The sequence below is a fragment of the Moritella sp. PE36 genome (assembly GCF_000170855.1).
Lineage (GTDB): Bacteria > Pseudomonadota > Gammaproteobacteria > Enterobacterales > Moritellaceae > Moritella.
Genome location: NZ_ABCQ01000001.1, coordinates 214,447 through 238,996, shown reverse-complemented (window position 1 = coordinate 238,996; position 24,550 = coordinate 214,447). Strand labels below are relative to the sequence as shown.

Sequence of the window (24,550 nt, the reverse complement as noted above, 5' to 3'; positions counted from 1 at the left end):
ATTGTGAGGCTTAATAACCTCGAGTGGAGAATTTATATGAATAACGTAATTGGTCATTTAATCAATGGTGAAATGGTAGAAACTAATATTAGTGATAATACCCGTACTCAAGATATCTTTAACCCTGCAACAGGCCAAGCAGAAAAAAAAGTTGCTTTAGCGTCAAAACAAACGGTTGAACAGGCAATTTCGGCAGCTGAAGCCGCCTTCCCACAATGGCGAAATACCCCAGCAATAAAACGTGCACGGGTTATGTTTCGCTTCAAAGAATTATTAGAAAAAAATGCCGATACTATTTGTAGATTAATCGGTGAAGAGCACGGCAAGATATCTCACGACGCGGCAGGTGAACTGCAACGCGGAATTGAAAACGTCGAGTACGCCTGTGGTGCACCTGAGTTACTTAAAGGTGAACATAGCAAAAATGTTGGCCCTAATATCGATTGCTGGAGTGAGTTTCAGCCTTTAGGTGTCGTTGCCGGTATTACGCCATTTAATTTCCCAGCAATGGTACCAATGTGGATGTTCCCGCTGGCGATTGTTTGTGGTAACTGTTTTATCCTGAAACCATCAGAACGAGATCCAAGTTCAACCCTATTCATCGCCCAACTGTTAAAAGAAGCAGGCCTACCTGATGGTGTGATGAATGTGGTTAACGGCGATAAAGAAGCCGTCGATGCTTTATTAAATGACGAGCGAGTCAAAGCGGTCAGTTTTGTGGGTTCAACGCCGATTGCCGAGTATATTTACAGCACAGCGAGTGCCAATGGTAAACGCTGTCAGGCCCTCGGTGGCGCTAAAAATCACGCCATCATTATGCCCGATGCCGATATGGATAACGCGGTAAATCAATTGCTCGGTGCGGCATTTGGTTCATCAGGAGAGCGTTGCATGGCGCTATCAGTCGCTGTCGCCGTCGGTGATGCAGCAGCTGATTCGTTAGTGGCAAAAATGGCTGTAGCGATGAAAGATCTTCGTGTTGGCGCTTATGACAACGCGAGCAATGATTTTGGCCCGGTAATTACTCAGGCACATAAAGACAAAGTAGAGGGTTATATCACCAGCGCCGAAAATCAGGGTGCAAAGATTGTTGTTGATGGTCGCCAGCCTGTGGTTAAAGGTTATGAAAATGGCTTCTTTGTTGGTGCCACCTTAATTGATGGTGTTACTCCTGAAATGGACAGTTACGAGGCTGAAATATTTGGTCCGGTATTGCAGGTGATGCGGGTTAAAACCATGCAAGAGGCGATGCAGTTAATTAACGATCATGAGTATGGTAATGGTACCTGTATCTTTACCCGTGATGGTGAGGCTGCGCGTTATTTCTCGGATAATATCCAGGTGGGTATGGTTGGCATTAACGTTCCATTACCAGTGCCAGTTGCTTATCATAGTTTCGGTGGCTGGAAACGCTCATTGTTTGGTGATCTACATGCCTACGGTCCCGATGGTGTACGTTTTTACACTAAACGTAAAACGATCACTCAACGCTGGCCGTCAAGTGGCGTTCGCGAAGGCGCAAGTTTCGCGTTTGCTTAGTTAATTACTTGCAACAGCATCAGCGCGGCTTAATCAATGTTAAGCCGCATTCTAACGACATGTTAATTCATGTTTTGGCTACACTTTCATCTTTCAATAACATCCTCATTAAACCGCTTTTATTACCGATATCACATCCGCTTACTGGTTACCCTGAGTAGATATTGACTCCAACTTTATCGACTGATAACTTTAATAAATCTTAACGTGATTAATTTTTATTAAGCATTTATTTACCTATTGGTGAGATATGACGATTAAAAAGCGAGGTTTCACAGGCCAAGTCAGTAATATAGATCTACGGACATTACGGATATTCAAAACCGTGGTGGATTGTGGCGGGTTTTCAGCCGCTGAGGTCGAATTAAATATTAGTCGTCCCGCAATCAGCATTGCTATTTCTGATCTTGAACAACGACTTAATTTAAAACTTTGTCAGCGTGGTCGTACCGGTTTTTCTTTGACCGAAGAAGGCGCTGAGGTTTATCAGTCGGTGCTTGAGTTACTGATCGCATTAGAAACATTCCGGACTCAGGTCAACGCGATTAATGAGCAACTTAAAGGCGAACTTAATATCGGTATTACCGATAATCTGACCACCATCGAACACATGAGACTGACTGATGCGCTTATGGCGCTAAAAGATTTGGGGCCTGAAATACACATTAACATTAAGATGATGCCGCCGGATCAAATTGAGATCAATGTGCTTGATGGTCGGTTACATGTCGGTGCGGTTCCTGAACTACGATTATTACCTGGTCTCAATTACTATCCGTTATATCAGGAAGAATCGTTCCTCTATTGCAGTAAAGATCATCCATTTTTTAATCTCGACGATACACAGCTTACCAACGCGATGATCTCAAAGTCTGATGCGGTGGTACTGTCTTATCAACAGACACCTGAAATTAAGCAGTCGCTACAGAAGCTCAATAGCACGGCAAGCGCCACTGATCGTGAAGGTATCGCTTTTTTGATTCTTACTGGACGTTACATCGGTTATTTACCCGATCACTTGGCTCGGCAATGGGTGACAGATCGCAAGGTTCGAGCAATAAAACCGGATAGATTTCGCATCACCAGCAGCTACTCGGCAGTGACCAGAAAAAGTAGCCGTTCAAATATTATTTTAGATACTTTTATGGAGCTACTCGATAATACTGCGGTGAAATAACCCCTTCCAAAATCCTATTGTTATATCCAAGCATATTCAAAATTGATGAGTATAAAGCGCACGTCAGGCGCTTTTTCATTCTTGTGACTTCAATCGTGTCAGAGTAATAGTTTGCTGGAAGCTTTAATTTAGATGTAAAAATCTACATGTTAATCATAATTAAGTTTATTAGGTTAATTTCAGGTGGTTAAACAACCAATAAACATATCGGCCTCATTAGGTTAACAAATGGTTAACTTTAGATAAGATCTCTTGGATTTATATAAACTATAAAGCGGAGCAGAATCAGTTTGACCTCGCCTAAGTTGGAATGACAATCATTCTAAAGTAAGGCTTATAAAACCTAAAATAGAGGATTGATATTATGTTGAATAAAACAAAAATCACTAAAAATAAACTTATTACTGCTTGTAGCTTTGCCGCTGTGTTGAGTGTGTCGGCAGCCAATACTGCTATCGCTGGTGATGAGTTTATTTTTGCCCAGGCTTATAACACCGAGCATATCTTTCACCAGACTTCCCAAAAATTTATCGAACAAATGAAAGAACAAGGCTCTGCTTATACAGCCGATTATCATCCTGGCGGTGATTTAGGTGACTGGACCTCGCAGTTTGAGCAAACGATGATGGGTGTTATTCCCATGACGATTACTTATGGCGCGTCTGAATTTGATGGCCGACTCGATCTGACTTGGCTAGGTTATGTGGTTGATGACTGGGAAAGTGCACGTAAAGTTTACGGCCCAGGTGGCCCGATGTTAGATGTGTACAATGATATTTTTGCCGATTTGGATCTCGTGGCCCTCGGTACTATTCCAACCGGTTTTGGTTCTATTACTATCCGCAAAGGTGTCGACAAAATTCCGACCAACTTTCCTGAAGATGCAAAAGGCATAAAAATGCGGGTGATCCCATCTCCACTCGCGATTGAACGTTTTAAAAACTGGGGTTTTGCTGCGGTTCCTATGCCATATTCTGAGCTGTATACAGCTCTGCAACTCGGTACGGTAGATGGTCGAGCGTTTGGTCCGGCAGTTGAAATCTACCAGATGCGTGATGTGTTAGAAGCTTACATTTTAACCCGAGATTATTTTGAGCATGCTTTCTGGTTAGTCAATAAAGATTGGTGGGAAGATCTTCCAGCGGCCGAGAGAAATAAAATGCAAGCGGCAGCGGATGCAACACTCAAATGGGCTTGGCAGGAAGCGGAATCGCTCGATAACGGATTCTTAGACAAGGTTCGCGATAATGGGATTAAAGTTATTGAATTATCAGACCAAGAGCTGACTAAAGCTAAAGATATCCTGTACGCAAAAGAATGGCCATACATGGAGAAAAAAGTCGGTAGCGATATCATGAACATGATGCGTGAGATAGCTGGTATTTAGTAATTCCTTATTATGCCTAATCTGGGTTCAGGTCCGTAATCACATGACCTGGCCCAAAAACCTCCAGATGTAAGAGGATATTTTTATGAATCCCAGCAAATTAGCATCCGCTAGTCTACCACCGCAGGTTGACTCCCCAGGTAAAGTAAAAAAATCAGTGCTGCAGCGGTTTGAATTTTTGCTCGATTCCTGTCTCAAAGTGGCGATGATCTTTAGCGGTCTCGGACTCGCCATATTAATGTTCGCCCAAGTCATCATGCGTTATGCGTTTGATTCTCCTTTTGCGGGAATAGAAGAAGCTGCAATTTTAATGGCGGTATGGATATACTTTCTCGGTATGGGCTATGCCACTAAGCAGCGGTCACACATTCACGGCGGTATCGTTAGCCTCGTTGTTAGCGACCCGTTTAAAATTGAAATGATCCGCTTTATCGGCTCGGTTATTTGTGCCTTTGCCGCCTGTATTTTTGGTTATTACGCGACTAAATACGGATTATATATGATTGAAAAAGGACGCATGAGTCTGTATTTACAATGGCCTAAAGGACTCTGGAGTGGCAGCATGATCTTTGGTTTTTTGATGATGGCGAGCTATTTCTTACTGCATGCAGTGACAGATTTCCGCGCTATGTTAGCGGCTAAACGCCAACCGAAAGCTCCTATGCATCAATCTTTAATCAACGGTAAGGACTAGCATTATGGTTATCTTCTTTTTATCTATGCTAGTCATAGTTATTTTGTTATTAGCTGAAATTCCGGTAGCATTTTCATTTGGTATTGGCGCTATTTTATTTACCTATGCTACCGGTAATGATATTTCATTTTTAGTCACCCATGGCTTTAATACCGCGAGTGGTTTTGCGCTGTTAGCGTTGCCACTGTTTATTTTAGCTGGGATCCTAATGGCTGAAGGCGGGATCTCAGAACGTTTACTTGATTTTGTTAATTCAATCGTTGGTCGCCTTAAGGGTGGTCTGGGTGCTGTAACCGTGTTGACCTGTGCGCTTTTTGGCGCGATCTCAGGCAGTTCATCGGCGGCGATTGCCGCGATCGGACAAATCATGATCCCGCGGATGGTTAGAGAGGGTTATCCAGAGGGACATGCGACGGCTTTGGTTGCCTGTTCTTCGGTACTTGCGTTGTTAATTCCGCCAAGTATCCCGATGATTATTTTTTCGATTACCGGAGGACTGTCTGTCGGCGCTGCTTTTTTATCGACGATTATTCCTGGCATCATGCTAACGCTAATATACTGCGGCTTGAATTTCTGGTTTTTACGTAATGATACCTCTATAAAAGTCGAACCTGCTCTCCCTTTTGCCCAAGCGGTTCGCGGTGTAGCTAAGTCGGGATACAATGCATTCTTTGCATTGCTGATGCCAATCATTATTTTAGGTGCTATTTACAGTGGCATTGCTACGCCAACTGAGGCAGCCGCAATTGCGGTTATTTATGCGATACCGGTAAGTTTGATGGTCTACAAGGGACTGACATTTAAAACCTTAGGCAGTGCCACTGTGAGGGCTGTTACTATGACAGGATCCATTATGGCGGTGCTGTTCTTCTTGTTTATTATGAGTCGAGCAATGATCCTTGAGCAAATTCCCAAACAGCTTGCCGAAGCCTTGTTAACAATATCGGATAACAAGCTCGTTATTCTATTGATTATCAATTTATTACTATTGCTTATTGGGATGATTGTCGATGATATTTCTGGTGGTGTATTAGCGGCGATTATTTTCTTGCCGGTCGTGGAGGCCCTTGGTATTCACCCTATTCATTTTGCTGCTATCGTTGGCGTAAACCTTGGACTGGGTAATGTTTCTCCCCCTTGCGCCCCCATGCTCTATATGGCTGGAGGCGTCGCGAAATTACCACTTAATAAATATATTGTACCTACAGTTAAGCTATTGTTCTTTGGTCATTTACCTATGGTTATACTGGTGACTTTTGTTCCTGACCTCGCACTATTTTTACCGCGATTATTGATGGGAATTGAGTAATTTACATTTGTGTTTGCTGGGCTATCAGGTTTTGATTTAAGTCTGATGGCCCAGATTTTTTGACTGCATCATTTGTTCTCGAACTGCGGTGAAATCCCTCCTTAATATTAATATTCCTCAATTTAGTGGGGACTCGCCAGTATTAAAATAGTAACTAAACTAGTATTCAATGCCTGCGCTGCTTTATGATGAGGTATGGTGCATAACAATACAGCTGTTTATTGCTAATAAAGAGGTGACAAAACGATGATGAATAAATCTTCGACCAAACCAAGTACAACTGAGTTTGACGGTATGGCTAGTGAACCTATCATTGCTGAAAACTTTTTAGTGTCGCAGCCATGGCGGGCATTATTGCTGTGTGCTGGCTGTCTTGCTGTTACGCTTGGTGTGCTGGGTATTTTTTTACCTTTATTACCGACGGTGCCATTTTTATTGTTGGCGGCGGCGTGTTTTAGTCGTTCTTCACGAAAATTACAGTTGTGGCTGTTTAATCATCGCTATCTCGGACCATACTTAACCAATTACCTATTACGTAAAGGCATCAGTAAAAAACAACTCTGGAGTTCACTTTCTAGTATGTGGTTGGCGATGTTATTAGCCATCTATTTTGCGCCTATCTGGACTATAAAAATACTATTGCTGGTCACAGCTTGTCTTGTTAGCCGCCACCTTCTATCCTTACAACGCTTACCATAAAGACTAGTTTTCTGATTTTTATGCGGCATTTGGTCTTAAATTGCCGCATAAACTGAAGTGAAGTACTAATTATTTTATATAAAGCGCATTTTCTTTCTATTTCTGCTAACTAACTCATATTATTTTCGTATCTTTAATGTAACACTCTCGCAGCATTAAATTTCGTAAGTTAAGAGGACCCTGGTATGTTTAAAGCGTTAGATGCACTTTCTCCGTCGTTTATAGATCGTCCACTGGATGAACTTTGGCAGTTAATATCTCCTTTGTATATGGTTGATGAGTCAAAATGGTTAGCAGAATTGCTACCAATGGCACGCCCATCTGCAGAAGAAAAATCTCAGATCACCACCAATGCCACTGTGTTAATTGAACGCGTGCGCGCTGATAAACAAGCCATCCAAATGATTGATGCCTTGTTATTGGAATATAGCCTAGATACCAAAGAAGGTATCTTGTTGATGTGTCTTGCTGAAGCATTGATGCGTATTCCGGATGCGGCCACTGCAGATGCTTTAATTCGTGACAAATTAAGCGTCGCAGATTGGAAATCACACCTAAAGAATTCTGATTCAACATTTGTGAATGCATCCACTTGGGGATTATTACTGACCGGTAAAGTGGTCAGCATGGATCGCAAAGACACTAAATCGGTGAGCAGCACCATTAGCCGTTTAGTGAATAAAGTGTCTGAACCGATCATTCGTCAAGCAATGAACCAAGCCATGAAGATCATGGGACACCAATTTGTATTGGGTCGTAACATTGTTGAAGCGCAAAAAAATAGCCGTTCATTTCGCGATAAAGGTTTTACCTATTCGTTTGATATGTTGGGTGAATCGGCATTAACCACCGCCGATGCGAAAAAATATTTTAATGATTACATCAAAGCCGTCGAATCGGTGGGTAAGAATACTTACGGCAACGACAAAACGCCTTCGCCAACGGTTTCAATTAAGTTATCTGCATTGCACCCGCGTTATGAAGTGGCTAACGAAGCGCGCGTGATGACAGAACTGCACGACACGGTATTAGAACTACTATTACGTGCACGTGATTTAGATGTTGGCATTACTATCGATGCGGAAGAAGCAGATCGTTTAGAGTTATCTCTCGCATTATTTGAAAAACTCTACCGTCATCCGAAACTGCAAGGTTGGGGTCAATTCGGTATCGTGGTACAAGCTTATTCTAAGCGTGCCTTGCCGACACTAGTTTGGCTTGCGGCATTAGCAAAAGAGCAGGGTGATGTGATTCCGCTGCGCTTAGTGAAAGGTGCTTATTGGGATACTGAACTTAAACTATCACAGCAAAATGGTTATGATGCTTACCCGGTTTATACCCGCAAAGAAGCAACTGATGTTGCCTATCTTGCGTGTGCGCGCTTCTTGTTAAGTGAACAAATCCGCGGTTGTATCTATCCACAGTTTGCCAGTCACAATGCGCACACCGTATCAGCAATTGCGACCATGGCAGAGCATAAAGAATTTGAATTCCAACGTTTACACGGCATGGGTGATGCGCTGTATAACCACGCATTAGCGATCTATGGGATAAATGTCCGTATTTACGCGCCAGTGGGTAGCCATAAAGACTTGCTGCCATACTTGGTTCGCCGTTTATTAGAAAATGGTGCCAACAGCTCGTTTGTACATCGTTTGGTTGATGCCGATTGTCCGATTACGGAATTAACAGAACATCCGGTTGATACCCTAGATAGTCGTCCGACATTACATAACAGTTTAATTCCATTACCGACTAAGATCTTTGCCGGGCGTAAAAACTCATGCAACATCAATGTTGATATCATCAGTGAGATCACGCCGTTTAATACCGAGCTAAGCTTACAGATGCAAAAAACCTGGCAAGCTGCGCCGGTGGTAAATGGGCAAGTGATCACCACTGAATTAGCCAACGCTAAACCAGTCAGTGCCCCTTACGATCGTCGTATTCACGTGGGTCAAGTATTGTGGTCAACACCTGCAGAAGTAACAACAGCGTTAGATACCGCGGCGGATTACTTCCCAACATGGTCTGCAGTACCAGTGGCAGAGCGTGCGGCATGTTTAAATAAGGTTGCCGATTTACTGGAAGCGAACTTAGCTGAATTAGTGGCGTTATGCCATAAAGAAGCCGGTAAAACGATTCACGACAGTCTAGATGAAGTGCGTGAAGCGGTTGATTTCTGTCGTTACTACGCGATGCAAGCCACTGAAAACTTCTCGGTAGCAAAAAACCAAGTACGTTTTGATGGTATCGCTCAGCAAGTAACGCGTCAGGGACAAGGTGTGTTTGTTTGTATCAGTCCTTGGAACTTCCCGTTAGCGATCTTCCTTGGTCAAGTTGCAGCGGCATTAGTCAGCGGTAATACCGTTATCGCGAAACCTGCAGAGCAAACCAGTTTGATTGCGGCGCGTACCATGGAATTACTGTTAGAAGCAGGCGTGCCTAAAGAAGCGGTACATCTCCTGCCTGGTGGCGGTGCTGCGGTTGGTTCACTACTGACCGCTGACGAGCGTATTGCGGGTGTGGTATTCACGGGTTCAACAGCAACGGCACAAGTCATTAACCGTGCATTAGCGAAACGAGATACGAACGTCGCGACGCTGATCGCTGAAACCGGTGGTCAAAATACCATGATCGTTGACAGTACTGCGCTACCTGAGCAAGTTGTACGTGATGTCATGCGTTCTGCGTTTGCGTCTGCGGGTCAACGTTGCAGCGCACTGCGCGTACTGTTTTTACAAGAAGATGTTGCCGACCGAATTACCACTTTGATCCAAGGTGCAATGCAAGAATTACACGTTGGTTCTCCACAGCTGCATCATACCGATGTCGGCCCTGTGATTGATTTACTGGCGAAGAAAAAGCTGCAAGCGCACATCGATAAAATGCGTGAGACAAGTAAGTTGGTTGGTGAAGTTAGCTTGAGTGACGAATGTAATTTTGGTGACTTTATTGCGCCTATTGCCTTTGAAATTGACAGTATTAGCCAGCTTGAAGATGAACAGTTTGGTCCTATTTTACATATCGTGCGTTATAAAGCCGCTGATTTAAATAAGGTGATTGCCGAGATTAATGCCACTGGTTTTGGTTTGACCATGGGGATCCACAGTCGTAATGAACGTACCTATACCGATATCGAACGTCAAATAAGAGTGGGTAACTGCTACATTAACCGTGACCAAGTTGGCGCTGTTGTTGGTGTGCAACCTTTCGGTGGCCAAGGTTTATCTGGTACGGGTCCAAAAGCGGGTGGTCCACATTATCTTTATCGTTTCACTAAGCAAGTTGTTAGCGCTTAAGCTGCGTCATTGTAAATTAAGGAGTTAAACCATGGTTGTAGAAAATAAAGTAGTCCAGACGCAGCAGCTGATTGAAACTGGCCTTTGTGCGTGGCAGAGTTGGAATGATCTGGGTGTAATTGCCCGTGCCGAACTGATTGCTAAATGGGTTGAGATTATTAGCCAAGAAGCAGCATTAGGTAAACTGGCTGGTGAAATGGCGAAATACCAAAAACACCAAGCCATTACGTTATTGGGCGATGAAAAATTAATGCCAGGGCCGACAGGTGAAGTGAACGAGCTTTACAGTGCCGGACGTGGTTTATTTATTGTCGCCGCAACAGATGCTGATCAAAGCAGCACGATTAATGCCATTGTTGGCCATATCAGTGCGGCGTTGTTAGCCGGTAATACCTTGGTATTAGCATTGCCGCAAGCACAGCAGGCATTACAGTTTGTGTTACTTAATACACTGCATGCTGCAGGTATCCCGGAGCTTGTGGTACAGGGCGCTGAGGAAACAGAGTTAACGGCACTGATTGAATCACCGCAAGTAGCGGGTGTGGCGTTTACCGGTGATGCAAAAACCGCGCAAACACTTAACCGTACCTTGTCTACACGAGATGGTTTATTGGCACAACTGGTTGCTGAAGTGAGTGGCAGTGCCCTGGCTTATGTCACCGATGACCACTTTATCCTACGTTTTATTACCGAGCGTACCCGTACTATTAATATTACGGCTGTGGGTGGTAATGCAATCTTGTTAGAGCTCGGTGGCGGTGACCATTAATTGCTAGCGCGATTCACTGTAAAATTGATCGTGTAATATGAATACCCCATATCAGGTACGCATTTGAGTACCTGATATGGGACTCCTATCAGTGTAAGTTCCTTTATTTAGTAGTATCATCAGCCTCATTGTCTTGAGTTATCATTTATAAACTTGTGTCTTAAGTTATTATTTGTAAATTAAAAGTAGGTCTCTGATGCAAAAAACTACCCGTTGCATGGCAACGAACAAACGTATTGCGCTTGTAGCCCATGATCACATGAAGTCAGATCTGATTGCTTGGTCAAAAGCACGTGCTGATATTCTCCAAAAACACCATTTATTCGGTACTGGCACCACAGCCACATTATTGACTAAACACGTTGAATTACCTGTTAAAGCATTGTTGAGCGGACCTATGGGGGGCGATCAACAGCTTGGCGCTATGATTGCAGAAGGCGAGATTGATATGATGATCTTCTTCTGGGACCCTATGAATGCAGTGCCACACGATCCGGATGTAAAAGCGTTATTACGTTTAGCAGCAGTGTGGAATATTCCGGTGGCAACCAATCCAGCCACGGCTGATTTCATTATTGATTCTATTCATACCAGTAGTAAATACGAATATGCAGTGCCTGATTACGAAGGTTATTTAGCAGAGCGTATTAGCGAACTATAACGTAGTAAATAACGATTTTTTGGCATAACAGAAAATAACGATTATTTTGAAATAACAGTATGAAAGGTAATAACAGCAGCGCGTGTCTGCTGTTATTATTTATTGATGTGAGTCGTGTTAATCTTCTTTGAAATGCTCTTCAGTCATCATATGCCCAAGCTTGTCAGCTTTGGTTCTCAAATAATGTTCATTGTGCATATTCTTACCCACTTGTAATGGCTGACGTGCCACCACATTAACGCCGCATTCTTCCATCGCCGCTAATTTTTTCGGGTTATTGGTCATGAGCCTCACTTTGCTAATACCGAGGTGGTCTAACATAGGTTTGCACATGGCATAATTACGTAAGTCTGCAGCAAAGCCTAATTTTTCGTTCGCTTCAACCGTATTGGCACCAGAGTCTTGTAAATTATATGCACGGATCTTATTTAACAGACCAATACCACGACCTTCTTGACGTAAATACAGAATAAAGCCAGAACCTGCTTCGGTGATATTTTTCATTGCGGTTTCAAGTTGAAAGCCACAATCACAACGTAAACTAAACAAGGCATCACCGGTTAAACATTCTGAATGTATACGACCTAATATGACTTTGTCTGTCGCTAACTCACCATACGTTAGCGCCACATGTTCTTTGCCTGTTTCTGAGTCTTCGAAGCCGTGCATAGTGAAAGTACCAAAAGGTGTTGGTAGTTTTGAAGATGCGATAAATTTAATAGACACGGATTACCTCTTACTATTCATCGCTTATGATTAGTGATGAACGTCAAATAAAATTACTTTGGGCTAGTTTACGCGTTTATGGCGGCAATCTGAATAGACAATTGTAAAAAGACGGGATAATTATCATTCGTTGTCATGAACACAGCAAAGTACATTAAATTATGTACTTTGTTGTATTGGTGTCTATCGGTTAGCGAGCGCCGATATCTGCGGCGGCTTAGTGACGAATGTAAAACTCTTTGGCAAATGCAGGGCGTGCTGATTTTAATGCCAGCGCTTGCTGTTCGGTCATTTTACCTGCTGGAAAGCCTAATGCTTTATGATCAAGTAACGGACGCGCTTTAATATTAATGCAAAGTTTAATTTTGCTGCCGGTGCCAATGATCTCTTGACTGTTTAATGCCGGTACCAAAATACAGTTATCCACTAAATTAGCCACGGCTGCGGCTTCTAATGGCAGTGAAATGATATCTTTCTTTTGAATAATAAATTCACGGATCACCGCTTGCTCAGAGGTATTCATCACCTTCACCATTTTATGGATCTTGTTCATGGTGCCGGTTTCGGTTTGCTTCTCAAGTACCGCTTGCCCGGTTTTTACAAGCAATAATGCGATAAAATAGGCAACCGCTGAGATGACAATAATAGAGATATAACCACGGTATTCCGTGACCCATAGATCTAAGCCTGATACCGACAGAGCCGTGCTTGGTAATAGCAATACCAATGCTGCTGCAAGCAGTAACCAAGTGGTGGCAATGTTTATCTGTTTGTAATTTTGAATATATTGCTTAAGTTCGTGCATGATAAAGCCTCTACTAATAACTGCTGTCAAAAAATTGTCTGACGGGGGACATTATTTCTGTAATTCCTCTTAGATTCCAATACAAGCATTTTCTATGCCACTAAATTAATTATTTTCTATAGTCGTGATGTTGATGACTATCAGCAGCTTGCGCCGTATACTAAGCGCTGTTTATGCACTTTTAAATGGATGTAACATGCAGTATTTGCCAATTTTTATGGATGTAAATGATAAAAGCGTGCTGGTAGTCGGTGGCGGTGAAGTGGCAAGTCGAAAAGTTGACTTGTTATTGAGTGCGGGTGCCAAGGTGACGGTTTTATCTCCGCGTTTAAATGATACGCTGCAACGTTATCGTGATGATGCCAAAATTACGGCGATCATCGACGGTTATCATCGCGATTACCTTGGTGATTACGTGATGGTATGGGTGACCACTGACAATACCCTGCTTAATAAACAAGTATGGCAAGACTGCTGCGAACGTAACTTATTAGTCAATGTTGCAGATCAACCTGAACTGTGTGAATTTATCACCCCTTCTATTATCGATCGTTCACCATTACAAATCGCGATATCCAGTGGTGGTTTGTCGCCGGTATTGATCCGTTATTTACGTGAAAAACTCGAAGCTTTGTTACCCGAAACGCTGGGAGCACTCGGTGCCTTTGCGGGTGAACAACGTGAGCGGGTAAAACAACAATTTAGTAGCGTGACAGAGCGACGTCGTTTTTGGGAGCGTTTCTTCAGTTCTAAAGCGGTGAGCCTAGCAACCGACAAAGAACAATTGCAACAAGAGTTTGACCTGCAATTAACGACACCACATGGCGATGTTGACGGTGATATTTATTTAATTAAATTACCTGACGAAACAGACCTGTTACGACTAAGATCCTTACGTTTAATGCAACAAGCTGATGTGATCTTATACGTTGAAGACGGTGATGACTGTAATGAACGTATCGCCGATTTTGTTGAATTATGTCGCCGTGATGCCGAGCGTTATCCGCTATTAAGTGCTGATTTTTCTACGCAAGCACAAATGCGTAAGCAGCAAGGTGATCGTGTATGTGTATTGATTAATAGCACTGCACAGTTTGAGACACTCACTAATACGCTTGACGCGATAAGTGTCGTCGCTTAATCATTGTAGGACTAACGTTAGATGTATTCAGGATTTTTGATTGTAATTGTACCTCTGGTATTAGGTTACCTTATTGCGCTAAAGCAGCAGAAACATATTCATTGGGTCAACGTCGCCACCAGTAAAATGGTGTACGTGATCTTATTCTTAATGGGCATTAGCTTGTCACATCTGGACAACCTTGCTCAAAATATTCAGAACATCGGCTTATACAGTTTTACGGTGTTGGCTTGTGTGTCTGCCGCTAACTTGCTTGCCTTATGGGGACTGGATAAACGTTTATCAAAAATAGTCGAAGGTGAAGGTGAGTCATTGAGTAAATGGCATCTTATTTTAGAGTCAATACAGTTAATCTTTGTGATTGCCGCTGGCTTTATTACTGGTCTGTTCATTTCGCCAGAGCTGATTGATATTGATACTATCAGTGAAGGTGCGTTGGTATTATTACTGCTGTTTATTGGTTGCCAGTTACGGAACAGTGGCATGCAGTTACGGGAAATATTACTCAATAGCTGGGGCATTAAGATAGCGCTAGTAATGATGACGAGTTCTTGGATTGGCGGGTTGGTTGCCGCCTTGTTACTTGATATACCGTTAAGCAATGGTCTGGCGCTGGCGTCTGGGTTTGGTTGGTATTCGTTATCAGGCATCTTAATTACCGATGGTTTATCACCGGTATTTGGTGGCGCGGCGTTTATTATTGATTTAGGCCGCGAGCTGGTGGCTATTCTGATTATTCCATCATTGATCCGCTTATACCCATCCACCGCGATTGGTTATGCTGGCGCGACGGCCATGGACTTTACATTACCGATGATCCAGAAATCCGGTGGTAATGGTTATGTACCGTTGGCGATTGTCAGTGGCTTTATTTTAAGCCTAGCGTCACCGTTATTTATCAGTTTGTTCTTGGCGCTATGATTTTTTATAAATCATGATGTTTAGATAAGCAAAAGGGAGATGCTGTTAGTCAGCCTCTCCCTTTTTGTATCTATAAACTGAGTCGTTAACTCACTATTCGTTAGCTAATCTTGCCTTCGACTAATAACTGACGAATAAGCGGCGCACAGATAAGCTCCATCGCCAGTGCCATTTTTCCGCCAGGTACAACCAAGGTATTGATACCAGAAATAAACGAGCCATCGATCATGGTTAGCAAATAAGGGAAATCTATATTTTTCACGCTTTGGAAACGGATCACCACCAAACTTTCATCTAACGTTGGGATCGCTGTCGCACTAAATGGATTCGAGGTATCGACTAACGGTACGCGCTGAAAGTTAATGTGGGTACGTGAAAACTGTGGGGTAATAAAGTTAATGTAATCATCCATTGAACGGACGATCGAATCTGTTACCGCTTCACGAGAGTGACCACGGTCTTCTGTGTCACGGACTAACTTTTGGATCCATTCTAAGTTGACGATTGGCACCATGCCAATCAGCAGATCAACATGTTTCGCTACGTTATTATCTTTGGTTGCGACACCGCCGTGTAGACCTTCATAAAACAAAAGATCAGTACCCGCATCGATATCTTGCCAAGGGGTAAAGGTACCCGGCATTAAGTTATACGGTACGGCTTCGTCAAACGAGTGTAGGTAACGACGGTATTTACCGCTGCCATCACGGCCATAGTCTTGAAAGAAATTTTCCAGTAACTCAAAATCATTGGCTTCAGGGCCAAAATAGCTGATATGTCGACCTTGTTCACGGGCTTTGCGGATCGCCACGTCCATTTCGGGACGGGTATAACGATGAAAACTGTCGCCTTCGATAAAAGACGCTTTGATGTTTTCTTGCTGGAACATGTGTGCAAAGGCCAAGCTAGTGGTAGAAGTACCGGCGCCTGATGAACCTGTCACAGCAATAATAGGATGTTTTGCTGACATTTGATCGACCAACTAGTTGAGTTAAAGGAGTGGTGCTATGTTATACGAGTTAAATGAACGGAGATCAAGTATAAAATGTGCACGATTATTGTGGGTTTTTAAGAACTTCGCTCTTTGGCAGGATGTTCACACTGTCATGTAATTCTGAGTAAACGATAACCACATCACCACATTCAAGTTGTTTGATTACCTGACATACTTTTTCTGACATCGACATATCTAGAGTGCCATAATCAGTGCCTTCTCGTAACACGAAGTGTTCTATTAGGGTATTTAGTGTATCGTTATCGAGTTGCTTATAGGGAATGATCATAATTGCGCTCTGCAGTGTGTTTACCAATAATGGGTACAATATTAACATATTTTTTTGATTTCATTGCTAAATACGCTTAGCTTAAATACAATGATTCTCATTTAGCTTGGCGGATGATGTAATCGTTAACCCAGAACATCACATTTAATCACCATATTTAATTATCACGGCATAAACAGTGGAAGAACATGAACTATTCAGCAATTTGGTCTATCGGGTTACTTGCAGGCTCGTTAATCATGCCTGTTCAAGCGACGAGCGAGCTTGATAATATTATCGGCAGTAAGCAGCAATCACAGGCGCAAGCGCAACGTACTCAAAACAACATTGCAGAATTAGATGAAAAAACCAGTGAAACGGTGGCTGAGTATCGGGCCTTATTACGTGAAAATGCGGTGCTTACCACGTATACCAGCCAACTTGAAAAGCAGGTAGCGCAACAGCAGCAGTTATTAATTAGTTTAGAAAAAAACATGGCCAACGTCCGTGAAACGCGGATGGAGCTGACGCCGTTAATGCAACAAATGGTGCAAGTACTGACGTTGTTTGTCGAACAAGATATCCCTTTCTTATGGCAAGAACGCCAACTGCGTTTAGCGGAGCTCAATCGCTTGTTAGATAATCCTAATATCAGTGTTGCAGATAAATACCGCCGTATCTTAGAAGCCTATCAAATTGAAACTGAATATGGCGACACCATCGAAACATGGCAAGCACAATTACCCTTAAGCGATACCGACAAAACCGTACAACTTGTTCGTGTTGGTCGGGTGGCGTTGTATTATCTGACGCCAGATCATAACCAGGCTGGTTATTGGGATAACAGTAGCCGCACTTGGTTAGACTTACCGGCAACTTGGTTGCCGAAAGTGAAACAAGCCTATGAGGTGGCGGATAATAAAACCGTACCGACCTTACTCGCATTACCTTTGTTAGAAGCTGCGCATGCTGTTTCAACCACGCAACCGCAGGAGGCGCGATAATGACTAACCCTCTATTTAACATATCACCTACGCTCAAAACGCTGGCTATACGTTGCAACGCCGTGATTATCATTGCTACTAGCTTATTGATGTTTAACGCTAATGCGACGCCATTAGATGAGCTATTAAAGCAAGTGCAACAAAGTAATGTCGCAGAAACCAAGATAGACAATGGCGCATTAAGCCGATTTAAAGCTAATCTCGTCAGCCAAAAAGCTAATTTGGCCAAACAAGCACAACGTAACCAAGCCTTGCAGCAAAAAATGACCCAGTTGCAAGATTCGATTGCTGCCAACAATAAACTGATCTTAGCCAAGCAAAAACTCGCCAACAGTGAAAAATCCGATTTGGATAAAGTGTTCAGTGAATTCCGCGGTGCCAGTCAGGATCTACGCGGGCAATTAAATAAAAGCCCATTAAGTGCCATGCTATCTGGACGTGCAACGCAATTGTCACCTTACAGTGAAGCGAATTATGAACCGGATCTTGGTGCGATTAAAAACTTATGGTTATTGTTTACTCAGCAAATGGTGGCAAGCAGTAAAGTCACTACCACAGATATTCCAGTCACGATGGCAGATGGCAGTAAAGAGACTTTAGCTGTGACCCAAATTGCAGGCTTTACCGCCTTTACTGCGCAAGGACCTTTGCTGTATCAACCCGCGAGTGAAAGCTATCAGTTATTACCGTCAAATTCGGCGGATATCAGCGCCCGCATTGCCGGATTCTCACAGCCACAAGACGGCTTTGTCAGTACCTTAATCGATCCTTCTGCGGGTGCATTACTTAAACGTGCAACAGAGGCTAAAGCTTGGTGGCAGGTATTTTCTGACGCGGGTATTGTCGGTGGCGTTATTGTCGCGGTAGGTGTTATCGGCATGGGTATTGGTTTATTCCGCTTGTGGGTATTAGGCCGTGAAGCGAAGAAGATTAAAGTACAAAAACAGCAATTAAATACCTTAACCGATAACTCACTCGGTCGTATTATTGGTGTCGCTGACCGTCATGAAAACAGTAACGCGGACGAATTAGCGCGTTTTCTCGACGAAGCAATTTTGGCGGAATTACCAGAATGTCGTAAAGGATTGGGCTCGATAGCGGTACTGGCGACTATTGCACCAATGCTGGGGTTATTAGGTACGGTAGCGGGGATGATTGAAACATTCCAAGCGATCACTGCTTACGGCAACAGTGATCCGCAAGTATTATCCAGCGGTATTTCAAAAGCGTTATTAACGACTAAATTTGGTTTGATTGCCGCAGTGCCATTGATGTTATTACACAGCTTATTAACCAGCAAAAGTGACAGTATCGTGCATGTGATCGAGCATCAAAGTGCCGGTCTATTAGCACAACGTCAACAGCGTTTGAACCTATGTGTGAATGATGGACCGTCAGCACCAACTGCTGTGGATCAACAGCAAGTGGCAGGTAACGTATAAATGTCTGGGTTTCTTGAGTTCCTAGGTAATGCATCGCTGATCTTCTGGGTCATCATGCTGCTATCTGTGGTGATGTGGTGGACGATTGCGCGCTGTTATTTACAGTATGCTTTGCAATATCCACTGCTGTCTAAGCATTACCAAGCTGAATGGGCACAGTGGCAAGATCAATCACATTTATTGGCGATCGCGGTGCGTGATGGTTTTATTTCTGAATTACAGAGCCAGCTCACCCGTAAGCTCATTTTTATTAAAACCTTAACCGGTGTTTTACCCTTGTTAGGCTTGCTGGGCACGGTTGATGGCATGATTGATAATTTCTCGGTATTGTCGGACAGCCTCGGGGTATCTGAGTTATTTAGCAGTGGTATTGCGCAAGCATTATTAACCACGTTAGCCGGATTGGTAACGGGGTCATCTGGGTTATTCTTTTGTCATAGCTTAAACAAACGCGCTAATTTATTGACCTTGGATTTGGCGCAAAAATTAGTGGTTAAAGGGATATAAATGAGAACACGATTTAGTCGAAATAACAGTGACGCGCTCACTGTCGATTTAACACCTATGATTGATATGGTGTTTATTTTACTTATCTTCTTTTTAGTGACTGCATCGTTTAACAAGATGAATGCCATTGATATCCAACGTCCCGATGGTGCGACTAACGATATGCAAGGGGCGGTGAGTTTAGTGATCTCTATTGATGCTGAAAACGGTGTTTGGATCGAAGGTGAACCGGTTGATATTCGAAAATTGCGTAGCCGGGTTAAAACTTTAAGTGGTGCTCATACTTCGGTGATGTTGAATGCCGATCGAACCGTTGATACCGGGCGTTTAATTGAAGTATTAGATCAAGTTAGATTAGCTGGGGTGGACAATGTTGCAGTCGCCACAGCGAAGCAGTAAGGGCTATTGGCTGCTGGCGTTCACGCTGGCAGTGCTGATTAATATCAGTCTAGCGGGATTAATTTATTCGCTAACCATTGGCAGTAATAAAGCCCCTGTGCGGGATCCTATTTCGATAAATTTTCGTCAGTTCACTGATTCGAGCGTGGAAGAGCAGGAGATCACCCCTGAGCTAGAGGTGATCCCAGAGCCAAAACCACAACAAGAAATGGTGACATTGCCGCAGCCGGTGCAGCCGAGTTTTGATGTGCAGAACATTAATTTAAACAGCAGCATCACCTTACCTGTATTGTCGGTGCCGACCTTTGATGTCTCACCGCAACTTGTCGATGTGACCAGTCATATTCAGCCGCAAGTTGACGTTGCGCCTGTGGTGGTAGCGAATGTCGAACAAGCGACGGTTGGTGAGCCAGAGATTGGTTTTGCCAAAGTATTACGCAAAACCAACCCGCAATATCCGTACAAAGCTAAACGCCTGAAAATTGAAGGTTATGTGTTATTACATATCTTGGTGAATGATGATGGCCGTGCAGAAGAGATCAACATTATCGAAGAAAAACCCCGCGGTTACTTTGGCAAAGTATCACGTAAATCAGTGCGTCGCTGGCAGTTTGAAAAAGCCCCAGCAGGGACGGAAGTATGGAAAAAATGGAGAATGGTCTTTGAACTTAATTAACGTCAAGCAGCCTAGTTCATCACTGTTGTCGGGCTCAGTGTTGGGTTCAATACGGTTATCGGGACTGTTGTTACTGGGACTGCTGTTATCGATACTGCTATCTTTGCCATCAGCACAAGCGCAGCAAGTACCAGCCGCTGTGTATAGCCGTTATGTTACCTTAACAACGGCTTTTGCGAAGTTGTCTGCACAGGACGATGAGCAACTTAAAGCCAAGGCTGAATCGAATAAGATCTTGATTGACAACATCGCTGACTTTTACCAGCAGCAGCGTGAACACTCGACAGAACGGCAATTGCTGGCGAGTAATTTGTATCTGCAAGTCTTGCTAAGTCAGCAGGACTCTTTGCAAGGTTATGAGCAAAGTTACCAAGTAGTGAATCAGCTATTAAGTTTGTCGCTAGAGCTTGAGCAGCAACTGACATTCCAGCAGTTGGCAGCGCAGCTAGCCGCATCGTTAACCTCATCAACGGATGCTAATAAAACCCCAAATATCAAGTCATGGGCGTTGGTTACTCAACACCTTAATGCTTGGTTTAAGCTGGTGGACAAACTTGATGTTAAACAACGTGAAACTTATAAGATCACCAATGCGCAACAAGCCAGTAATGCCGCGTTATTAGCGCAAGCATATTATTTACAAGACAAGTTAACCGCTGCATTAGCGCCATCAAAACGCGCTTACAAACTTGTGCCAAAGAATGAATCTTACCTTAAATTATTGTTAGCGTTATTACAGCGTTTGGAGCAGGATCAACAGCTTAATAAACACCTTGCAATTGCCGTGGTCGATTTCCCAAAATCAAGAGATTATTGGGAACGTTTGGCGTATAGCTACCTGGCTTTAGAGCAGAATAAATCGGCGTTATCGACACTGGCGATCACTCGTAATCAAGGTTTACTCACCGCACAAGGTTATCGGGTATTAGCCTCGTTATATTTACAACAGCAACAACCTCGGTTAGCTGCTGCGGTGTATCTGGAAGGTGCAGAGAATAAATTATTATTACTAGACCAAGCTTATTTTAAAGGCTTGAGTAATGCCTGGTTAATGGCGCGTGAACGCAGCAAGGCATTGGCTGTTTTTTCACAGGCTACATCCGCAGGCATCAAATTAGCCAAACATGATCAACAACAAGCGCAGTTATTGTATTTAGAAGCGCGTTGGTCAGAAGCTGAATCAGCTTATATCGCGTTGTTGGATCGCCGTGTTGAAAACAAAGATCAAAAGACCTTATTGATGACGGATAAATGGCGCTTTTTATTAGCCGTAAGCCAGATTGAGCAAGGTAAAAAAGCACAAGCGAAAGATAATTTACTGCTATTACAGACCAAGCAATATCAAGGTTATAGTAAGGGGTGGTTAGCGCAGCTGTAGGCTTGTTGGCGTTTAGGATCCTAGGCGCTAGAGGGTATCGTATTGCTTGGCGAGCCTGAGTATTACAGCCGTTTTGGTTTTAAAGCGCATACCAATCTCGCCTTAGCCGATGTACTAGCATAATACTTTTTAATTAAATCATTGCATGACGATAAAGCAGTGATATCGGTTGGTTAAGTGACTTATCATCGAGTATTTGCCTAATAATGGCTAGGGCAGGATGATTGAATAGCCTCTATAGTTAAATGATAAAAAATTGTAGAAGGCAACCGTAATGAAACTATCTAATATAGTACAACGTGGTTGGGATGCCGTTGGTGCAGGTGATTTCGATACCTTAATCAATGATTACACGGATGATATGACATTCATCATGCCGGGACAGGAGGATATTCTCAGGGGGCGGCGGACATTTCGTAAGGCGCTAAATAATCTTGGCGGTATGCTGCCACCTGGTTTCGAAATTACTGAGCTGCGTCAGCTTGAAGGCGAAAATGAAGTTGTTTCAATCGTTGAGTGGAAAGCCAATAACATAGAGTTCTCCGCATTAACCGTCTTGTTCAGATTTGAAGGCGACAAAATCTATGAGGAACGCTGGTTCGTCGATACCGAGCAATGGAAACGTTTATTCTGAGTATTTAACAAATATAATGGTGTAAAGCAGGTTGTGGGGGGAATGCTAAAAATAAGTAGAGGCTGATACCAGTTCAACCTCTACTCATAATCTCGTTTAAGCTTGTTCGCTTTCTTCTATCATTTCTTCAAGTTGTTCGTTCAACTCCATCCAGGTGGTTTCAGCGCCTTCAATCGCCACAACAAACTTCGCTTGCTCGCTTAATGCGGTTTTTAGCTTAGCTTTGTTTTGATCTTCATAAATACTGGTTTCACTGAGTTGTGTTTCAAGGGCTGTCAGCTTGTCACCTAAAGTTTCTAGCTGCTTGTCGACTTTTTCAATGTGCTTGCGTACTGGCTGCGTTAGCTTACGTAATTCAGCCGCTTTACGCTTTTGATCTTTCTTCGCTTGGGCACTGTTCGCACCGGTATTGATCACTTGTGTGGCTTGCTTTTCAACTTTTTGTTGTTCGCTTAACCAGCTGTGATAATCATCTAAGTCACCGTCAAACGGTAATACCTTCTTATCGTGTACCAAATACAGCTCATCGGTGGTAGAGCGTAATAAATGACGATCATGTGATATTACAACCATTGCGCCTTCAAAGCCTTGTAGGGCGACTGACAGCGCGTGACGCATTTCTAAATCCAAATGGTTGGTTGGTTCATCAAGCAATAATAGGTTGGGTTTTTGCCATACGATCAGCGCTAGTACCAAACGGGCTTTTTCACCACCCGAGAAGGGACGTACAATATCTAACGCTTTTTCACCAATGAAACCAAAACCACCTAAGTATTTACGCAGTTCTAACTCTGTTTTATCCGGCGCTAAACGTACTAAATGTTGCAATGGCGTATCGTCTAAGCGTAAAAATTCTAATTGGTGCTGGGCAAAATAACCCACTTTCGAATTGGGATTAACTTCGAGTTTACCCGTTAACGGCTCGATCTCACCGGCGAGTAATTTGATCAGTGTTGATTTACCTGCGCCATTGCGCCCTAATAAACCGATACGACTACCCGGAACCAGATTCAACTTAATGTTATCTAGAATTAAGTTATCGTCATAACCTGCGCACACGTTTTCCATGGTTAATAATGGCAGTGGCAGGGCGTCAGGTGTTAAGAAACGAAAGCTAAATTGCGAATCGGCATTGGCCGCTGAAATAAGCTCCATACGCTCCATCGCTTTAATACGACTCTGCGCTTGTTTGGCTTTTGAGGCTTTATAACGGAAACGGTCAATGTAACTTTGCATGTGGGCAACTTCACGCTGTTGTTTCTCATACATAGATTGCTGTTGTGATAGTTTTTCGGCACGTTGTTTTTCGAACGAGGTGTAGTCACCTGTGTATTCATTGAGCTTTTGGTCTTCAACGTGAATGATCTTGGTAATAATGGCATCGAGGAAATCACGATCATGTGAGATCAGCATTAAGGTACCGTCATACTGTTTTAACCATTTTTCTAACCAAATAACCGCATCTAAATCCAAGTGGTTGGTTGGTTCATCAAGTAGCAATAAGTCAGAACGACATAATAGTGCTTGGGCTAGGTTTAAGCGCATACGCCAACCACCCGAGAAACTTTGTACTGACAGTTGCTGTTTGTCTTCGCTAAAACCTAAACCTGATAATAACTCAGAACAACGCGCGTTAATGCTATAAGCGCCAATCGCATCAAGTTTGCCGTGGATCTCTGCAATTTTATTGCCGTTATCCGCCGCTTCAGCTTGTGCAAGGTCTGCTTCTAGTTGACGGAATCCGGTATCGCCATCCAGTACATAATCATGGGCGCTGCGATCGAGAGCAGGTGTTTCCTGTTTCACGCTCGATACTTGCCAGCTGCTTGGATAGGTAAGGCTGCCATTATCCAAACTAATTTCATGGCGAATAAGGGCAAATAGGCTGGATTTACCACAACCATTTTTACCGACTAAACCTACCTTTTGACCTGGGTTGATTTTGGCACTGGTGTTCGTAATAAGTGGCTTGCCACCACGCAGAAGTTCAATATCGCTAGCTATGATCATATGAGGGCTATTAGTAACTATAATTGCGGCGATTTTAGCCGATTTACGCGCAGTTTAAAATGTTAAACTTTGAAATTTGTACCAAGAATAAAGTACACTCATGGTTAA

At 43.2% G+C, this 24,550-nt stretch carries 23 protein-coding genes; 18 read left to right on the top strand and 5 right to left on the bottom strand.

What is annotated here, in order from left to right:
* Nucleotides 1-36 precede the first annotated feature (36 nt).
* The 9 genes from PE36_RS01080 (at nt 37) to PE36_RS01040 (ending at nt 11,537) form a co-directional block, all read left to right on the top strand.
* On the top strand, nt 37-1,539 hold the full coding sequence (locus PE36_RS01080) for a CoA-acylating methylmalonate-semialdehyde dehydrogenase (RefSeq protein ID WP_006030077.1): 1,503 nt from the start codon (nt 37-39) through the stop codon (nt 1,537-1,539).
* 250 nt (nt 1,540-1,789) lie between these two features.
* Entirely contained in the window at nt 1,790-2,716 is a 927-nt protein-coding gene (locus PE36_RS01075; protein WP_006030076.1) for a LysR family transcriptional regulator, read from the top strand.
* A 364-nt stretch (nt 2,717-3,080) separates the two neighbouring features.
* Nucleotides 3,081-4,103 carry a TRAP transporter substrate-binding protein DctP gene (dctP, locus tag PE36_RS01070; protein WP_006030075.1) on the top strand — a complete coding sequence of 341 codons (1,023 nt, stop codon included), beginning with the start codon at nt 3,081-3,083 and terminating at the stop codon, nt 4,101-4,103.
* Between the two features lie 85 nt (nt 4,104-4,188).
* Complete coding sequence (locus PE36_RS01065; protein ID WP_006030074.1) at nt 4,189-4,797, top strand: TRAP transporter small permease; 609 nt, start codon at nt 4,189-4,191, stop codon at nt 4,795-4,797.
* A 4-nt stretch (nt 4,798-4,801) separates the two neighbouring features.
* Nucleotides 4,802-6,106, top strand: coding sequence for a TRAP transporter large permease (locus tag PE36_RS01060; protein WP_006030073.1), 1,305 nt, complete (start codon nt 4,802-4,804; stop codon nt 6,104-6,106).
* Nucleotides 6,107-6,352: 246 nt separating this feature from the next.
* Nucleotides 6,353-6,805, top strand: a complete 453-nt coding sequence (locus tag PE36_RS01055; protein WP_006030072.1) for a YbaN family protein — start codon at nt 6,353-6,355, stop codon at nt 6,803-6,805.
* 185 nt (nt 6,806-6,990) lie between these two features.
* Entirely contained in the window at nt 6,991-10,107 is a 3,117-nt protein-coding gene (gene putA / locus PE36_RS01050) for a bifunctional proline dehydrogenase/L-glutamate gamma-semialdehyde dehydrogenase PutA (protein ID WP_006030071.1), read from the top strand.
* A 31-nt stretch (nt 10,108-10,138) separates the two neighbouring features.
* The gene (locus tag PE36_RS01045; protein WP_006030070.1) at nt 10,139-10,876 is read left to right on the top strand and encodes an aldehyde dehydrogenase family protein; all 738 of its coding nucleotides are present in this window, start codon (nt 10,139-10,141) and stop codon (nt 10,874-10,876) included.
* Nucleotides 10,877-11,072: 196 nt separating this feature from the next.
* Nucleotides 11,073-11,537: a methylglyoxal synthase gene (locus tag PE36_RS01040; protein ID WP_006030069.1), complete on the top strand. Its 465-nt coding sequence runs from the start codon at nt 11,073-11,075 to the stop codon at nt 11,535-11,537.
* Nucleotides 11,538-11,654: 117 nt separating this feature from the next.
* On the opposite strand, the gene ribA is transcribed toward PE36_RS01040, so the two are convergent.
* Together ribA and PE36_RS01030 are read right to left on the bottom strand one after the other, a co-directional pair.
* Nucleotides 11,655-12,263, bottom strand: a complete 609-nt coding sequence (gene ribA / locus PE36_RS01035; protein ID WP_006030068.1) for a GTP cyclohydrolase II — start codon at nt 12,261-12,263, stop codon at nt 11,655-11,657.
* A gap of 217 nt (nt 12,264-12,480) precedes the next feature.
* Nucleotides 12,481-13,068 (bottom strand): super-infection exclusion protein B, encoded by a 588-nt coding sequence (locus PE36_RS01030; protein ID WP_006030067.1) that lies wholly within the window; start codon nt 13,066-13,068, stop codon nt 12,481-12,483.
* A 196-nt stretch (nt 13,069-13,264) separates the two neighbouring features.
* Here PE36_RS01030 and PE36_RS01025 point away from each other — a divergent pair, with 196 nt between their 5' ends.
* Together PE36_RS01025 and PE36_RS01020 are read left to right on the top strand one after the other, a co-directional pair.
* Entirely contained in the window at nt 13,265-14,209 is a 945-nt protein-coding gene (locus PE36_RS01025) for a bifunctional precorrin-2 dehydrogenase/sirohydrochlorin ferrochelatase (RefSeq protein ID WP_043993564.1), read from the top strand.
* A 21-nt stretch (nt 14,210-14,230) separates the two neighbouring features.
* The gene (locus PE36_RS01020; protein WP_006030065.1) at nt 14,231-15,130 is read left to right on the top strand and encodes a lysine exporter LysO family protein; all 900 of its coding nucleotides are present in this window, start codon (nt 14,231-14,233) and stop codon (nt 15,128-15,130) included.
* 100 nt (nt 15,131-15,230) lie between these two features.
* On the opposite strand, the gene PE36_RS01015 is transcribed toward PE36_RS01020, so the two are convergent.
* Nucleotides 15,231-16,100 (bottom strand): phosphoribulokinase, encoded by an 870-nt coding sequence (locus PE36_RS01015; protein WP_006030064.1) that lies wholly within the window; start codon nt 16,098-16,100, stop codon nt 15,231-15,233.
* An 85-nt stretch (nt 16,101-16,185) separates the two neighbouring features.
* Complete coding sequence (locus PE36_RS01010; protein WP_043993617.1) at nt 16,186-16,413, bottom strand: YheU family protein; 228 nt, start codon at nt 16,411-16,413, stop codon at nt 16,186-16,188.
* A 188-nt stretch (nt 16,414-16,601) separates the two neighbouring features.
* Between PE36_RS01010 and PE36_RS01005 the strand changes: the two genes are divergently transcribed.
* The 7 genes from PE36_RS01005 to PE36_RS00975 all read left to right on the top strand — a co-directional run bounded on the left by PE36_RS01005 (nt 16,602) and on the right by PE36_RS00975 (nt 22,432).
* Nucleotides 16,602-17,396, top strand: coding sequence for a DUF3450 domain-containing protein (locus PE36_RS01005; protein WP_006030062.1), 795 nt, complete (start codon nt 16,602-16,604; stop codon nt 17,394-17,396).
* Nucleotides 17,396-18,838, top strand: a complete 1,443-nt coding sequence (locus tag PE36_RS01000; protein WP_006030061.1) for a MotA/TolQ/ExbB proton channel family protein — start codon at nt 17,396-17,398, stop codon at nt 18,836-18,838. Before PE36_RS01005 ends, PE36_RS01000 begins: the two co-directional genes overlap by 1 nt.
* Nucleotides 18,839-19,345 (top strand): MotA/TolQ/ExbB proton channel family protein, encoded by a 507-nt coding sequence (locus PE36_RS00995; protein WP_006030060.1) that lies wholly within the window; start codon nt 18,839-18,841, stop codon nt 19,343-19,345.
* Entirely contained in the window at nt 19,346-19,744 is a 399-nt protein-coding gene (locus PE36_RS00990; protein ID WP_006030059.1) for a biopolymer transporter ExbD, read from the top strand.
* Nucleotides 19,716-20,420 (top strand): energy transducer TonB, encoded by a 705-nt coding sequence (locus PE36_RS00985; RefSeq protein WP_006030058.1) that lies wholly within the window; start codon nt 19,716-19,718, stop codon nt 20,418-20,420. Before PE36_RS00990 ends, PE36_RS00985 begins: the two co-directional genes overlap by 29 nt.
* Nucleotides 20,407-21,798: a M48 family metallopeptidase gene (locus tag PE36_RS00980; protein ID WP_006030057.1), complete on the top strand. Its 1,392-nt coding sequence runs from the start codon at nt 20,407-20,409 to the stop codon at nt 21,796-21,798. Before PE36_RS00985 ends, PE36_RS00980 begins: the two co-directional genes overlap by 14 nt.
* Nucleotides 21,799-22,072: 274 nt before the next feature.
* On the top strand, nt 22,073-22,432 hold the full coding sequence (locus PE36_RS00975) for a nuclear transport factor 2 family protein (protein ID WP_006030056.1): 360 nt from the start codon (nt 22,073-22,075) through the stop codon (nt 22,430-22,432).
* Nucleotides 22,433-22,528: 96 nt separating this feature from the next.
* On the opposite strand, the gene PE36_RS00970 is transcribed toward PE36_RS00975, so the two are convergent.
* The gene (locus PE36_RS00970; RefSeq protein ID WP_006030055.1) at nt 22,529-24,442 is read right to left on the bottom strand and encodes an ABC transporter ATP-binding protein; all 1,914 of its coding nucleotides are present in this window, start codon (nt 24,440-24,442) and stop codon (nt 22,529-22,531) included.
* Nucleotides 24,443-24,550: the final 108 nt, after the last annotated feature.

Excerpts from the sequence above, each read along its gene's own strand:
- PE36_RS01040 (WP_006030069.1), top strand. The coding sequence starts at position 11,073 with ATGCAAAAAACTACCCGTTGCATGGCAACGAACAAACGTATTGCGCTT.
- PE36_RS01055 (WP_006030072.1), top strand. The coding sequence starts at position 6,353 with ATGATGAATAAATCTTCGACCAAACCAAGTACAACTGAGTTTGACGGT.
- PE36_RS01065 (WP_006030074.1), top strand. The coding sequence starts at position 4,189 with ATGAATCCCAGCAAATTAGCATCCGCTAGTCTACCACCGCAGGTTGAC.
- PE36_RS01060 (WP_006030073.1), top strand. The coding sequence starts at position 4,802 with ATGGTTATCTTCTTTTTATCTATGCTAGTCATAGTTATTTTGTTATTA.
- PE36_RS01015 (WP_006030064.1), bottom strand. The coding sequence starts at position 16,100 with ATGTCAGCAAAACATCCTATTATTGCTGTGACAGGTTCATCAGGCGCC.
- dctP (WP_006030075.1), top strand. The coding sequence starts at position 3,081 with ATGTTGAATAAAACAAAAATCACTAAAAATAAACTTATTACTGCTTGT.
- PE36_RS00975 (WP_006030056.1), top strand. The coding sequence starts at position 22,073 with ATGAAACTATCTAATATAGTACAACGTGGTTGGGATGCCGTTGGTGCA.
- PE36_RS01030 (WP_006030067.1), bottom strand. The coding sequence starts at position 13,068 with ATGCACGAACTTAAGCAATATATTCAAAATTACAAACAGATAAACATT.
- PE36_RS01020 (WP_006030065.1), top strand. The coding sequence starts at position 14,231 with ATGTATTCAGGATTTTTGATTGTAATTGTACCTCTGGTATTAGGTTAC.
- PE36_RS01010 (WP_043993617.1), bottom strand. The coding sequence starts at position 16,413 with ATGATCATTCCCTATAAGCAACTCGATAACGATACACTAAATACCCTA.
- PE36_RS01080 (WP_006030077.1), top strand. The coding sequence starts at position 37 with ATGAATAACGTAATTGGTCATTTAATCAATGGTGAAATGGTAGAAACT.
- PE36_RS00985 (WP_006030058.1), top strand. The coding sequence starts at position 19,716 with ATGTTGCAGTCGCCACAGCGAAGCAGTAAGGGCTATTGGCTGCTGGCG.
- PE36_RS00970 (WP_006030055.1), bottom strand. The coding sequence starts at position 24,442 with ATGATCATAGCTAGCGATATTGAACTTCTGCGTGGTGGCAAGCCACTT.
- PE36_RS01075 (WP_006030076.1), top strand. The coding sequence starts at position 1,790 with ATGACGATTAAAAAGCGAGGTTTCACAGGCCAAGTCAGTAATATAGAT.
- PE36_RS01025 (WP_043993564.1), top strand. The coding sequence starts at position 13,265 with ATGCAGTATTTGCCAATTTTTATGGATGTAAATGATAAAAGCGTGCTG.
- PE36_RS01045 (WP_006030070.1), top strand. The coding sequence starts at position 10,139 with ATGGTTGTAGAAAATAAAGTAGTCCAGACGCAGCAGCTGATTGAAACT.
- PE36_RS01005 (WP_006030062.1), top strand. The coding sequence starts at position 16,602 with ATGAACTATTCAGCAATTTGGTCTATCGGGTTACTTGCAGGCTCGTTA.
- PE36_RS00995 (WP_006030060.1), top strand. The coding sequence starts at position 18,839 with ATGTCTGGGTTTCTTGAGTTCCTAGGTAATGCATCGCTGATCTTCTGG.
- PE36_RS01000 (WP_006030061.1), top strand. The coding sequence starts at position 17,396 with ATGACTAACCCTCTATTTAACATATCACCTACGCTCAAAACGCTGGCT.
- PE36_RS00990 (WP_006030059.1), top strand. The coding sequence starts at position 19,346 with ATGAGAACACGATTTAGTCGAAATAACAGTGACGCGCTCACTGTCGAT.
- putA (WP_006030071.1), top strand. The coding sequence starts at position 6,991 with ATGTTTAAAGCGTTAGATGCACTTTCTCCGTCGTTTATAGATCGTCCA.